8 protein-coding genes are annotated in these 13,962 nt (G+C 58.9%); 4 read left to right on the top strand and 4 right to left on the bottom strand.

The window, feature by feature from the left end; all coding sequences use genetic code 11:
- Window positions 1-293: 293 nt before the first annotated feature.
- Together GT495_RS05760 and GT495_RS05755 are read left to right on the top strand one after the other, a co-directional pair.
- Entirely contained in the window at window positions 294-6,788 is a 6,495-nt protein-coding gene (locus GT495_RS05760) for an InlB B-repeat-containing protein (RefSeq protein ID WP_161161264.1), read from the top strand.
- Window positions 6,789-6,797: 9 nt separating this feature from the next.
- Complete coding sequence (locus GT495_RS05755; protein WP_370457604.1) at window positions 6,798-7,694, top strand: DUF4430 domain-containing protein; 897 nt, start codon at window positions 6,798-6,800, stop codon at window positions 7,692-7,694.
- A 159-nt stretch (window positions 7,695-7,853) separates the two neighbouring features.
- Here the strand turns inward: GT495_RS05755 and GT495_RS05750 are convergent, their stop codons facing one another.
- The 3 genes from GT495_RS05750 to GT495_RS05740 all read right to left on the bottom strand — a co-directional run bounded on the left by GT495_RS05750 (window position 7,854) and on the right by GT495_RS05740 (window position 10,871).
- Complete coding sequence (locus GT495_RS05750) at window positions 7,854-8,261, bottom strand: GtrA family protein (protein ID WP_152073652.1); 408 nt, start codon at window positions 8,259-8,261, stop codon at window positions 7,854-7,856.
- A 219-nt stretch (window positions 8,262-8,480) separates the two neighbouring features.
- On the bottom strand, window positions 8,481-8,876 hold the full coding sequence (locus GT495_RS05745) for a GtrA family protein (RefSeq protein WP_161161263.1): 396 nt from the start codon (window positions 8,874-8,876) through the stop codon (window positions 8,481-8,483).
- Window positions 8,877-8,954: 78 nt separating this feature from the next.
- A complete protein-coding gene (locus GT495_RS05740) occupies window positions 8,955-10,871 on the bottom strand; it encodes a fructose-1,6-bisphosphatase (protein ID WP_161161262.1) in 1,917 nt (638 codons plus the stop codon).
- A gap of 320 nt (window positions 10,872-11,191) precedes the next feature.
- On the opposite strand from GT495_RS05740, the gene GT495_RS05735 reads away from it, so the two are divergent.
- Window positions 11,192-12,082: a DegV family protein gene (locus GT495_RS05735; RefSeq protein ID WP_161161261.1), complete on the top strand. Its 891-nt coding sequence runs from the start codon at window positions 11,192-11,194 to the stop codon at window positions 12,080-12,082.
- 81 nt (window positions 12,083-12,163) lie between these two features.
- Here the strand turns inward: GT495_RS05735 and GT495_RS05730 are convergent, their stop codons facing one another.
- Entirely contained in the window at window positions 12,164-13,255 is a 1,092-nt protein-coding gene (locus tag GT495_RS05730) for a hypothetical protein (RefSeq protein ID WP_161161260.1), read from the bottom strand.
- A gap of 253 nt (window positions 13,256-13,508) precedes the next feature.
- Here GT495_RS05730 and GT495_RS05725 point away from each other — a divergent pair.
- A partial coding sequence (locus tag GT495_RS05725) for a helix-turn-helix domain-containing protein (RefSeq protein ID WP_161162687.1) occupies window positions 13,509-13,962 on the top strand: 454 nt, incomplete at its 3' end.

Here is a 13,962-nt window from a genome sequence, read left to right as displayed (position 1 = left end):
AATGCGCGGTTTTCCTGCGCGTTTGGGAGAATCGGGGTGCAAGTCCCCGGCTGTACCAGTAACCGTAATTCCTCTTGGCTCGGGATGTTCGCGTCGCAGATCGGACGACGTGCCCGAGTCGTTAAGGTTAAGTCGGATCGCCTCCCATCTTGCGCGCGGCCGCGGCGCATGCCGCCGGTACGCGTTGGGCTCTGGAGGGAAGGGGGACCCCGATGGGGGTACTCGAGCGCAATATGCGCGATGATGTGGGGCAGCCTCAAGGCAACGTTCCAAGTACAGACAATGGGGGACAAATGGATATGTTTGAGGACGAGCGCGAGCGCGCCTCGTTGCATCGCCGTGGCACGATTGCACGCGGTGTAGCCAAGCGCGGTCTGGTGGCGTTCCTGGCTTTTGCCATGGCTTTTGGAACTACGCCGGCGCAACTTTGGGCCGAGGGCGCCGAGGGCATTGCCGAGGCCGTGACTGCTGGGACGGCTGGCGAGGGCACGGCGGCCGACGATGGCACTGCTGCCGACACCAGCGCGAACAGTGCGCCGGCGAGCGCTGCTGACAATGGCACCGACGCAGATCAGGGTGCAACTGCGAGTGCCGCGAATGGCAATGACACCGCTGCAGACAACGTGACTGAGTCTGAGAATTCTGCTGCGACGCCTGTTGCTTCGGAGCAGAAGAACGCCGTTGCCGCCGCGTCCGCCACAACGCTTTCCGGTGAGGCAAAGGTCTTCATTCAGGATTCCAAGGACAAGGACAACTCGTATTCCACGAAGTCTGGCGCGCTCAACGCGGGCGATACACTCTGGGCAAATATGTACGATGAGGTCGAGGACGATTGGTACGGCACTTCGACTGAGTCCGTTGCCAACCCCGGCACCTGGTCCTACACCTGGCTCGCGGGTACGGTTAAGGCGAGCAACAACGTCGCCGATTACACTGAGGTCGTAGGCCACGAACAGTCACTCACCGTTACCGACGCCATGGTGGGCAAGTACTTCATCTGCAAGGTAACGGTTGATGGCAAGGATTATTATGGTCCGTCCATTTCTTCCGGCGCGGGCATCAATGCCAACTACATTCCTGGCCCCGTGCTGGGCACCGGTCAGATGGAGCTTAACAGCGTCAAGCTGAGTAGCGACGTACCGAGCATAGGCGATACCCTTACGGCGACTCCGTATGTAAGCTATGCGCAGCAGGCCCCTGCCGACGCCAAGGTTACCTACACCTGGTCCGCATCCACCTTCCAGTCCTCGGGCTTTACCAAGATCGAGGGCGCGACGGGCGCCACACTCACGCTGACCGATGACCTCGAAGGAAAGTACATTAAGGTTGAGGCCACCGCTGGCGTCAACACAGTGAACAAGACCACTTCCAGCAAGGTCAAACAGGCCGGTGCGGTCGAGATTTCGGCCGTGTCCATCGTTAACACCAAGGACAACACGAGTGTCTTCGCAGTAGGGGATACCGCTAAGGCCCGCGCCAAGGAGAAGGGCGGCGCGTACGGCGCGTTCGTCGACGCGAGCAAGCTCAACTATCAGTGGCAGTGCTCTGACATCAAGAACGGTACGTATACCGATATCGCGGGCGCCACGGGTGAGACCCTCGAGCTTACCGACGCTTTTGGCGGTAAGTACCTCAAGTGCAAGGTGTCCTCGAAGATTGGCTCTTCGAGTTTGACCAACTCGACGGGCGCTCTCGTTGCTGCCACCGGTTCAATTAATGTTACGAGCGTGACTATGAGCCCGACTTCGGGCAAAGTCGAGGTCGGATCCACGATTACGGCGACCGCCAAGGCGGGCTCCGCTGATGTTACCGCCGATTCACACGTTTCGTGGCAGTGGTACAAGGGCACTTCGAGCTCCGCAAACTCGTGCAACACGCCTATCGAGGGTGAGACCGGTAACACCCTGACGGTGACCGGCGCCCTTAAGGGCTACTACGTCGTGGCCAAGGCCAACGGCGGCTATGGCGAGCAGAAGCCCTACTATGCGGCGGGTCCCGTCTCCGTAGCTGGCCAAGTTGAGCTTTACGACGTGCAGTTCGAGGGCTCTCCTGCTGCCAACGGCGTACATGTGGGTGATACGCTCAAGACTAAGGTCCGCAAAAAGGATGGTTCGAGCTACAGCTATATCGGCCGCACCGATAATGTGACCTATCAGTGGCAGTATGCAAACAGTAGCTCGAGCTACGACTCCGCTTACACCGATATCCCCGGTGCCACCGAGGCGACCTATACCGTTGACGCCGCCTATGCTGGCAAGTACCTGCGCGTGAAGGTTACAAGCGAAAATACCGTTTTCAGCACGCAGAAGAAGAGCTCCTACGGCGGCACGCAGTCCGTAGCTCCGCTTGGTCCGGTGACGCTCAAGGGCCAGTACAAGCTAGCAGGCATCGAGCTTGCCGATAAGAACGTTACGCTGAGCGTGGGCTCAAAGATCACACCGAGCGTGCAGGTTCCGGGTAGCTGGTCGGGCTCGACTAAGGACGTGCCCGACGATGCCGAGCTCACCATGGCGTGGTATGCCAGCGAGAACGGTACCGACTGGACCGAGCTTACCAACGGCATCGATACGACCGATGGCAGTCTGACTCTTACGGACGCGCTTGTCGGCAAGCGCATCAAAGTTACGGCGAGCGCCCTCGACAACACGGTTGAATGGGTTTCGTCCGACAGCGTTACCGCGGCGGGGGAGTATAACCTGCTGCGCGTGACCACTACGCCGCAGATCAATAGCGAATCGACCCATCTCGTCTCGGGCGATAGCGTTAAGGCGACGGCGCAGGCCAAGCGTGCCGACGGTTCGGCCACCAACGGTATTGACGTCACCGACCAGTCGACTGTTGTCTGGTATGCGGCCGACGACGCGAAGGCTCCGGAGGCCGACTGGACGCCGCTGTCCGATATGTCGGGTGCCGAGGCGACGGTCTCGGCATCTGCTGCTGGCAAGTATCTGAAGACTGTCGCCACGAGCGGCAGCTCGAAGGTCGAGCTCGTCTCCGCCAACAAGGTTATTGCCGCGGGCTCGCTCGAGGCCGCAGTCCAAAAGCTCAACGATGCTAACAAGCAGATTGTTGTTGACTACAGCGCCAAGGGCGGCAACGTCAACGATGTCCTGAAGGCGCAGCTTGCTGATCTGGGATTTGCCGACGTTGACGTTAAGGTTTCTAAGGGCGACGTGCACTTTAAGGCTGAGGACGCCAAGGCTACGGTCGGCATCTCCGACGCCCAGGATAAGACCAACGGCGATGTGACGTTCTTCTTCATTGACCCCAACGACTACACCGGTTACAACATCGACGGTCTGCGTAACGCCGATGTGGCGTTTGAACTGTCGCGCGATGGCAAGACCGAGCATTACCAGCCCAACAAGTCGGTGCAGGTTGCTTGGGACGAGGCCCGCGTTCAGCAGATGCTCGATGATGCGGCCGATCAGGTTGCCATCGGTTACGCTGCGGGCGATTCGGCCGAGTCCGTTACGTCCAACCTGACGCTGCCGTATCGCACGGGCATCAAGAACAAGCTTCAGGTTGAATGGAAGAGTTCCGACGGTGATGTCATTTGGCCTTCCGGCTATGGCTGGAGCGACTACACCGGCAAGGTGACGCGTGCTTCGAGCGATCGTGCCGTTACGCTGACCGCGACGGTTTCGTTTGTGAGCGGCGGCCCGAGCGATGTCGAGGGCTCGCACGACTTCACCGTGACGGTCAAGGGTGACCCCGAGAAGGTCGCCGCCGACAAGAAGGCGCTCCAGGAGAAGGTCGATGCGGCCTTTACCTACGACAACATCAAGTACTCCGGCACCGACACGGTCGCCAACAAGGATGGCTTGACCGCCGACCTGCAGATGCCGCGCACGAGCACGCTCAATATCGACGGCAAGTATTACGAGGTCAAGTACTCTGCCAGCACCGATGACATTACGTTCAACGGCTACAAGGGCACGGTCTATCAGCCGCTGCCTGGCACCGAGGCGGCGAAGACCAAGATCACCCTCACGGTGACCGACAAGTCGAACGCCGAGGTCACGGCAAGCAAGACCCTCGATTTTGCGATTGCCCCGCAGGACAAGGACGAGCTCAATGCCGAGCTGTTCCACCTGAGCCTTGCAAAGTCAGCATTCTCTCAGGGTATTCTTAACGGGCAGGATGCGTCCAATGTAACGGGGAACTTGCATGCGCCGTTGAAGGTGTACGGCCAGGGACATGCTGTTAATTGGTGCTATTCCGCCGAAGAGGCTGCTGGCCACTACGGCTTCGTGTTCAGTGAGCTCCCCGGCGGCACGGAGAACACCTATCGTTTGCTCAAGTCGAGCAAACCGAGTGTTATCGCGCATGAGAACCTTATCCTCACTCAGCCCGAATACAACACGAAAGTCACGATTAGCGGCCGTCTGAAGAGTGAGCGTTTTGCCCGCTATGCCGAGCGCTATCCCGACAGTTCGGACTACGCGGTACTTGCCGGTTTGGATGTTTCTGCGACGGTAAACGTCAAGGGAACGACGGGGCTCGACAACCCGAACGAGGGCAAGACCATTACGGTGACGGCCAAGGTCACGGGCGTTTCCGCAAGTGACGCCGGCGGCAACTACACCGAGCAATCGGTGGTGCCCTTGACCGAGCTTACGCTTCCCGCCGACGAAGACACGACGGCCGAGTCGGTGCTCGAGCAGCTTATGACGGCTGCCGGTTGTACGAACCTCGAAGCAAATGCATGGGGTCTTACGAGTGCGACGATGCCCGATGGCCGCGTGCTGAGCACAACGAGCGCCGCGCCGTACAGCTACTGGTCGTTCTTTGTAAACAATGGGTATGCGAGCGTCGGCGCCCCGAGCTATTTCCTTAAGAACGGCGATTGCGTCGAGTTCCGTTATGTTAAGGGTGACGGCACGCAGAAGCCCTCGACGGCTCCTGCCACCAATCCCGGAACGGAGCATCCCGATGTCGATGCGGCATGGAATGGTTTTGCGAACGGTGGCTCGGGATCCTCGACGGACGCCCTTACGCCTACAACAAAGACCGATACGCCCTCATGGGCGCTCAACCTTCTGACCGAAGAGCAACAGAAGGCGGGCGCAAATGTCTCTGCATCCGATCCTATTGTTGCAAATGGAAAGGTGTACCTTGTCACGGGCGCCTCGGTATGGGGCGGAAAGACGTGGAATGCTGTCCTGAACGAGATCGATTCCGCAACGGGCTCCGTTGAGCGATCGCTTGAGCTTGGCTCCTCCATGGATAGCACCTGCCGTCCCGTTATTGCGCAGGGCATCATCCTGATTCCGCTTTCGGGCGGCTATCTGCAGGCTGTTTCGGCAAAGACGTTTAAGACGCTGTGGTATTCCGATGCCTTCGCTATGCAGAATCTCTCTTCGTTGACCGTTGACGGCGACTACGTCTATATCAACACCCTTGATCATTGGTCTGGCAATGACGTGCAAAATGGTACGGTCAGGCGCATCAATATTCACACGGGCGCCATCGCCGGTAGCGCCTCCGTCGCTGACGGAGGTTACTACTGGTCTGGCGGCCTGATGGTAAATGGCTACTATGTAGTTGGCGGAGATTTCGGCCAGATCCGCGTGTATTCTGCCGACCTGTCAAAGCTTGTTGGTTCGATTAAGCTATCTGGTGGCAATATCCGTTCGGCGCTTGTCCTTCATGACGGCTTTGTATATGCGGTCACGCGCGACGATGGTACGTTGCACAAGCTGGCCATTGGTTCCGATGGTTCCGTTGCTGAGGACTCGGCAGTTCAGTTTGCCGCATACTCGACTTCAACGCCTGTGTTTAGCGGCAAATATGCCTTTATTTGCGGTGCGACTGCGAACAATTGGAAGGCTAAGGGTCTGCTTTCGATCATCGACCTTTCCGATATGAGCGTGAAGCAGATTGCAAAGGCCAATGGCGAAGAGCTCGGCTTCGAATCGAAGAGCACGCCGCTCGTCTCGATGCATGATGGCGAGACGTACGTGTACTTCACTCTGAACGGCGCCAAGGGTAACTGGCCCAACTACACTTCGGGCGGCGGCGTGTACATGTACAGGCTGGGCGATGCCGAGGCGACCGAAGTCTTTGCCCCCGGTTCTGGATATGCCAACTATTGCATGGCTTCGGTGATGTGTGACGAGTTCGGTAACCTGTATTACACCAACGATTCCGGCCACTTGTTCTGCGTGAAGTCTCAGTCCCATCGCGTCAAGTTTGATGCTCAGGGTGGCTCTGCGACTGGCGATCAGACGCCTGCTTCCGGCTCGACCGTTGCCAAGCCGGCGGATCCCACGCGCGATGGTTACACCTTTGCCGGTTGGTACACCGATGAGGCTTACACCAAGGCGTATGACTTTAGCGTTGCGGTGACGGCTGATATGACGCTGTATGCCAAGTGGGTCAAGAATGCTGTTAACCCTGGTGGTAACGGCGGCAATGGCGGTTCCAACGGCGGCTCGGGTAATGCCGGTGCTGGTTCTGGCTCCGGTAACGGCACAAGCGGCCAGCAGACTGGCGGTGCTGTTGCTCCGGGGCAGAAGCCGGTGTCGTCGACCACGACCAAGACCAAGGACGACAAGGATTCCAAGAAGGACTCCGATAAGTCCGATAAGAAGGACGAGAAAAAGTCTGACAAGAAGTCCGATTCCAAGTCCGATACGGGTGCTGCTTCCACGACTGCTGCTAAGAAGTCCTCTAGTGTTTCCGAGCAGGAGACTGGCACCAACCCGCTCGCCATTGTCGGCGTAGCGGCAGGCGTCATCGGTCTCGCTGTCATCGGCGTGTTCGTGTTTACCAAGCGTCGGTAGGTGAGGGCTGTGTCCAATAAACCTCAGGATGCCGACTCCAAGCAACCCGACTCGTCGTTCATTCAGCTCGACGAGCAAAAGGGCGCCGCTTCGGCGGCGTCCGCCCCTCGGCGAAAGGCGCTGCTTGGCGTTCTGACTGCCGCGTGCACCATTCTGATCGTCGTCTCGCTGGGTTTCGTCCATCCTTCCACAAGCGGTGCTTGGTCCATCAACTGGATCATCCAGACCGTGACGGGGGAGAGCGTCGTCGCCAAGGACACTAAGGCGTCTGGCTCGACTACGACTTCGGGCGAGGCCAGTTCCGAGGACTCCAAGTCATCGAATGATGCAAAAGACGAGCCCAAGGGTTCGAACGATGCCAAGGATGATTCCGAGTCTTCGGACAAGAAGTCGGACAAGGACTCGAAGGAGAAGAAGTCCGAGGACCAGGACGGCAAGAAGTCTGGCGATACATCCGCTGTCCAAAATACGGGAGCCGGTGATACTTCCAATGTGTCTGGCGGTGCTTCTTCGGGCGGTGGCCAGTCGTCTGATGGAGCCTCATCCTCTAATGGTGGAAACGCCTCCTCGGGCGGACAGGGCGGCTCGCAGGAGTCCAACTACGTTACGGTGACGGTTTCGGTCACATCGAGCGCCGTGGGCAATCCTGTGTCTTCTGGTGGCACCTTCACCTTTAACGAGGGCGCTACGGTCTACGATGCCCTGTGCGCGCTGGGCCTTTCAGTCAACGCGCATGGCTCATCGTACGGCACGTATGTCGCCGCCATTGGCGGTCTGGCCGAGAAGGAGCATGGCAGCACGAGCGGTTGGATGTACTCCGTTAACGGTGTGACGCCCATGACGGCGTGCAGTAACTACGTTCTCTCCAATGGCGACAACGTGGTCTGGTATTACGTTACGGGCTAGAGGCCTCGAAATAACGCGTCAGACGGGCGGTTCGGACAAACATCCGGGCCGCCCATTTTTAACGCGAATGGGACTATGTCGCCAGGTCTCTCGGCAAACAAAAAACCGGTTGGAACGAGAATTCCAACCGGTTATACCTTTAAGCAACTGTCGAACAAACTACGACTGCGCGCCCTCGAGGAAAAAGCGACGGCTAAAGTAGTTGTACCAGGTGACCAGGAACGTGGCGATGGCCTTCATGGCCTGGTAGCCGATGCTCAAAAACGTGACACCCACAAACATGTACAGGTCGTTGAGACCCAGGCCAATCACCGACAGGATGGTGAAGATCGTAAACTCGCGCTTGCGGCTCATGCCCTCGCGGTGGTCGAACACGTACTTCATGCTGAGCCAGTAGTTGACCACGACGGACGTGACAAACGAAATCGTGGTGCTCATCAAAAAGTCGAGGTGGAACAGCTCGACGAGCGCAATGAGCATGCCCCAGTCGATGCCAAAGGAGATAAGTCCCACGACGGCGAACTTGAGGAACTGCTTGGTATGAGGTTGTGCCAGTGCCTTGCGCACGTAATCACATCCAATGCGTTGACAAATCGAGCAGAGGATACTTTAGAGCTTTTGCAAGGGAAACGTAAGGGCTTTGCCAAGAACTATACGAACTCGCCAAATTTGCAAGAGACAATCCGCAAACGTCGCAAATCCTTCCGTAAATGAGCAAGGCCTACGAACAACGCAGCACTCGACGCACGTCGTCCGTGGGCCCCGTAGCTGTGCGGGAAAGTCGAGCTACTTGGTCTCGTCTCCCTCCAGGAAGATCTTGCGGGTCACAAAGTTGTAGACCATAACAAGCGCGGTGGCGCAAATCTTAGCGATATTGGCCTCGAGCCCCAGGCCGGCGTTGAGCGCCAGCACGATACCGTCGTTGAGAACCAAGCCGATCACGGACAGCACGACAAAGATAATGAACTCGCGGCGGCGGCTCATGCCCTCCTTGTGCGCAAACACGTACTTCATGCTCGCGACGTAGTTAAAGATGAGCGAGACGATAAAGCCACTGGTATTGGCGATCAGGATGTTAAGGCCCAGACCGTAGTGGAGCAGATTCATGATGCCAAAGTCGATGACCGTGGCGACGACGCCGACGACGCCAAACTTCATGATCTGCGCAAGGAGCTTTTGCATGGTACCTGCCTTAGGGTGGCGCCGGGGCGCCGTGGGGATGACGAACGCAGCAAGTTTAGCCAATCCCTGCAGCCGGGGCTAGGCGCGCTCCTCGATAGCACCGTTTCTATATGCATCGAGCAGTTGGCGCAGGTCCTGGATCTGGCTGCGGATCTTGGCACCGGTATCGGTGTCGCTCACCATGCGGCGCCGGTCGGCCTCGTCAAAGCGGTTGGTCTCGCTCTCTATATCGATGTTGCGGGTGAGCGCCTCGGCAACGGTGGTAAAGGCCCGGTGCGACTTGAGGCGGCATCCGCGCGAGCTCGAGATAAGCGTGTAGCCGGCGATGCCCGTCTTGGGATGGTAGGCGCGGCAGAAGCCGCCATCGATGACCAGCAGCTTGCCCTCGGCGCGGATGGGCTGCTCGCCCTTGGTGGTTTTAACGGGTGTGTGTCCGTTGATGATGTGGCCGATCGGCGAACATGCCATGGGGGTAACGCCGAACTCGCGCATGATGTCGTCGCAGACCGAGGGCGATTTGGTAAGCGTAAAGTACGGGTCCATCGGCTCGACCCAGGTGCTCTTATCGGCGATATAGGCGCGCTCAAAGGTACGCACCAAGCGTCCGCTGGCGGGTGAGTTAAAGCCGATCCACAGGTACCACATCCAGTCGAGGGCATCGCGGTCGCCCACGCGCCAGGCGCGGCGGGCGATACGGTCGCAAAAATCGAGATAATCGCGGCCTGCGTGCCAGGTGCCCAGGCAGTTCATGCTGCTAAAGGTACCATCCTCGTTGAGCGGCACGCAGCCATGGAACAGTAGGTTGCCGTTGGTGACCTTGTACATCGAGCCGTGGGTGTAGAGGAAATCGATATGGCGATGCAGGTGATCGGCGGTGACAAACTCGGACACGAGCTTGTCGATGATGTGCTGCTCCTCGGGCGTGAGCGTGTAGGGGTCCGTCGGGTCGACGGTGGGGAAGTCGTTGGTCGTGAGCGGCCACACGCTGCCGTCGGCGAGCGTGACCGTACCGGTGTCGTGGTCGATCTTGTCGAGCAGCAGACGGTCGGCCATGTCGAACTCGGGGTGACGCTGGATAATCTGGCCCTCGAGTTTAAAGAGCAGCACGTTGATGGCTTTGATCAGCGGGCTGATGGACTCGCCGGTGGTGTAGGTGGCATCGGCAAAGGCGACGAGCTCGCGCAGCGAGATGCCGTAGTCGTTCTCGAGAATCTCGTAGTTGTCGTAGCGCAGGTTGTTGCGCAGCACCGTGGCGATGCAGGCGGGCTCGCCGGCCGCAGCGCCCATCCACAGCAAATCGTGGTTGCCCCACTGAATGTCGAGCGAATGATAGGTGAGCAGACGGTCCATAATCTTGGCGGCGCCGCCGCCACGGTCGAAGATATCGCCTACCAGGTGCAGGTGGTCGACGGCCAGGCGCTTGATGAGCGAGGCGAGCGACTCGATAAAGTCGTCGGCGCTGGCGGTCTCCAAGATGGATTCGATAATGCGTTCGTGATAACGCACGCGATAGTTGTTCTCGTCTGGATGCGTGTGCAGCAACTCGTCGATGATGTAGGCGTAATCGCGCGGGATGGCCTTACGCACCTTGGAGCGGGTATAGCGGCTCGAAAGCGAGCGGGCAACCACAATGAGTTGGTCGAGCATGGTCTTGTACCAGGTGGGGGAGTCCTCGTGCTGGCTGCGGACCAGCTCGATCTTCTCGCGCGGATAGTAGATGAGCGTGCACAGCTCGCCCTTCTCGTCAAAGGAGAGCGTCTCGCCAAAAATCTCGTCGACATGCTCGCGCACGACGCCCGAGCAGTTGTTGAGGATGTGCATAAAGGCTTCATACTCGCCGTGCACGTCGCTCATAAAATGCTCGGTGCCCTTGGGTAGGTTGAGGATGGCCGAGAGGTTGATGATTTCGGTAAATGCGGATTGTTCGGTGGGGAACTGTCTCGACAGCAGGCGCAGATACTTGAAGTCTTGCGGATTGCGATCGAATGCGACCATGAAACACCTTCCGATGGGGTTGGTAAAACTGATAAACAGCGTTAAATGTTTATCAGTATGCGCCGCTTTTGTTTCGATTTTGCGCCAGCTGCTGAATTGTTGGCTGAACGGTCTGGTAAATCGATTTAGTTGAGGTAGATGTGTCTGTTGAGTGGAGACGACAGAGGGTGTCTTCTCAGTTATTTATGCGTGGGGTCGGTGGAGATGACGGTGGTAAAGATGTTCGCTATTATTGGTTCGAATTGGTAAATAGTGGACATTTGTACCGTATATAGGCTAGCTGTGCGATAATTTGCGTAGCAATACGTAAGGAGCCTCATATGAGTGATTTTGTCCTGACCTGTGAATCCGCCGCCGACCGAACCCGTGAGTTCTTTGCGTCGCACAGTATCCCTGTCGTGTGTTTTCATTACGAGATCGACGATGTGGTCTATACGGACGATCTGTATCAGTCGGTTACGCCGGACGATTTTTTTGCCCAGATTGCCGCGGGCGCCATGCCCAAGACGTCTCAGGTGAGCGTGGGCGAGTACGAGGAGTTTTGGGAGCCGTTCGTTGCCGAGGGTAAAGACGTGCTGCACCTGACGTTGTCATCGGGTATTTCGGGCACGTATGGATCGGCCTGCGTTGCGGCGCAGATGCTCGCGGATCGCTATCCCCAGGGCGGCAAGGTGCACGTCATCGATTCGTTGGCGGCGTCTTCGGGCTTTGGCCTGCTGGCGGAATGTGCCGCCGACGTTCGCGATAGCGGCGCTTCGCTCGACGAGACGGCCGCTTGGATTGAGGGGCATAAACTCAACCTTCACCATTGGTTCTTCTCGACCGATCTGTCGAGCTATCTGCGCGGCGGTCGCATTTCGGCCGCGAGCGCGATCATCGGCACGGCGCTCAAGATTTGCCCACTTATGACCGTCGATTGTGAGGGCAGGCTTTCGCCACGTGAGAAGATCCGAACTAAGAAGCGCGCGATTTCCGAGATGGCTAAGACCATGATGGCACACGTGCAGGACGGTGCGGATTATTCGGGTAAGTGCATCTTATCCCATTCGGCGTGCCGCGGGGATGCCGAGGCCGTTGCGGCACTGATCGAGGAACAGGTTCCGCAGCTCAAAGGTAAGATTGAGATCAACAATATCGGTGCTCTGATCGGTTCGCATACCGGACCTGGTACGGTGGCGCTCTTCTTTATGGGCGACAAGCGCGTGGATTAACTTGCTCCATCGCATCGCTGCATGATTGCTCAAACGAAAACGGCCCGCCTCACGTTTGTGGGGTGGACCTTGCTGTTGGGGCTAGCGTTTCTTGCCGCGGAAGAAGAAGCCGTGGAGCGATGGCTTGAGTCCGCGGTTGGCGCGGCGCTCCTCAACGCGCTCGTGGATGGATGCGACGCGCTCGATAACCCCATCGGGAATCGGCACGTCAGGATTCATGTTCTCGACCTGACTGACCTCGGCGGCGGCGACCTGGTCGATAATGGGCACATCGTCGCGCGAGATGACGGGCGTGGCGTCTTCTTTCATCTTGCGGTAGCGCTGCATCATGTCGGCCTGCAGCTGCTGGGCCGAAGGCGGTGTCCAAATGATGGCGTTGGCACCGGCGGCGATGGTCTCGCGGATGCTCTCGGGTGTTTTGCCGCCCGGTGCGATGAGCGGCAGGTTGGGATAGTGCTCGCGCAGTTCACGTAGAACCTGTGGCGTGTTCTTGCCGGCCGCGATGTTGAGGACCTTGGCTCCGGCGCGCACCTTGGCATGCGCATCATCGTCGCAACGTACGACCGTGGCGATGACGGGGATGTCGGCGATGTTGGTGATGTGCTCGACCATCTCGGCAGTGGCGGGGGAATTGACCACGCAGCCCGCCGCGCCCTGCATCTCGGAGACAGCTGCCATCTGTACGGAGCGCTTACCGGTCGTAGTCCCGCCGCCCACGCCGACAAAGACTGGGCACTCGGCAACGGTCAGCAGTGCCTGCGTAATGGCCGGCTGTGGCGTGAAGGGGTAAACGGCAAAGACGGCATCGGCGTTGGAGTTGCGGATGACCGCGACGTCGGTGGTGTAGATAAGCGACTTGATGCGACGACCGAAGAGCGTAAAGCCGCTGGCCTCCTCGATCTCGTCGGGCATGCGGAGGGCCGCCTTGCGCAGGCGTCCATCGATGGGTAGCGGCTCCATGGGGAGCAGTCCGTTGGGGGTCACGGCTACCTGGGGCTCGGTGAACTCGTCTGCGAGCTCGACCTCGGAAAAATCGACCGAGGCGACGATGTCCTCGTGGACCTCGGCGGGAACATCGATGGGGGCTTGGTCGTTTGCCGTGGCCGGCGTATCGAAGGAGCTGGTACCGACGAAGGCGTCGACGCGCTCGTTTAGGTCGTTGAGGGTATCCATGGGGGCTCGATTCTATGCGATGGTGGCTGGCGGGGTGTCGGCAGCGTTGTGCTGACTATATCATTTGACAAGTTGATTTTTCCCCGCCGCGCTATCCGTTAGACCGAAGGGCCAGCGAACCCTTGATTGTCATTTTCATTGCAACAGCCTCAGGACTCAGCGCAACGCGTTGCGCTGAGTCCTGAGGCGCGAATCCGGGTAGGCAACCCCAGAGGGGCCGGAATCCCCCGGCCCTCGATGGAGGGAGGCCGGCATGTCCAGACCGAGACCGTCCGGAAGGTCGTACGGGAGGCTCACGAGGCACGAGAGGAACGCGATCGAGAGAATGCTCGACCGCAACCGAAGCGCCCGCGAGATCGCCGCGGAGCTCGGCAGGTCGCCCTCGACCGTGACCAGGGAGGTGGCGGCGCACCGCTACGTCACCGCGCCGCGCTCGCGCTACGGCGAGCCCGCGCCCGAGGACCTCTCGGGGGCCTGCCCCAGGCTCGCCGCATGGCCGAGGTGCTGCAACGGCTGCTCGCACAGGAGGGGCTACGGCTGCTCGAGGAGGCCCAGGGTGTTCTACAGCGCCAGGAGGGCGCAGGAGGCAGCCGACGCCGAGCTCTCGTCGAGCAGATCCGGGATAGACGATGTTAGCGTCAATCTATTTTTCACCAGTTTCGCTAAACAGGCGCACCGTTCGCGCAAAGGCGGTTTCACCGGTTGCG

The organism is Collinsella sp. BIOML-A6, from assembly GCF_009875845.1.
Classification (GTDB): Bacteria; Actinomycetota; Coriobacteriia; order Coriobacteriales; family Coriobacteriaceae; genus Collinsella; species Collinsella aerofaciens_H.
This window is presented reverse-complemented; position numbering and strand designations above follow the sequence as displayed.

Coding starts and splice junctions, on each gene's coding strand:
- GT495_RS05760 (WP_161161264.1), top strand. CDS start 294: ATGGATATGTTTGAGGACGAGCGCGAGCGCGCCTCGTTGCATCGCCGT.
- GT495_RS05745 (WP_161161263.1), bottom strand. CDS start 8,876: ATGCAAAAGCTCCTTGCGCAGATCATGAAGTTTGGCGTCGTCGGCGTC.
- GT495_RS05740 (WP_161161262.1), bottom strand. CDS start 10,871: ATGGTCGCATTCGATCGCAATCCGCAAGACTTCAAGTATCTGCGCCTG.
- GT495_RS05735 (WP_161161261.1), top strand. CDS start 11,192: ATGAGTGATTTTGTCCTGACCTGTGAATCCGCCGCCGACCGAACCCGT.
- GT495_RS05730 (WP_161161260.1), bottom strand. CDS start 13,255: ATGGATACCCTCAACGACCTAAACGAGCGCGTCGACGCCTTCGTCGGT.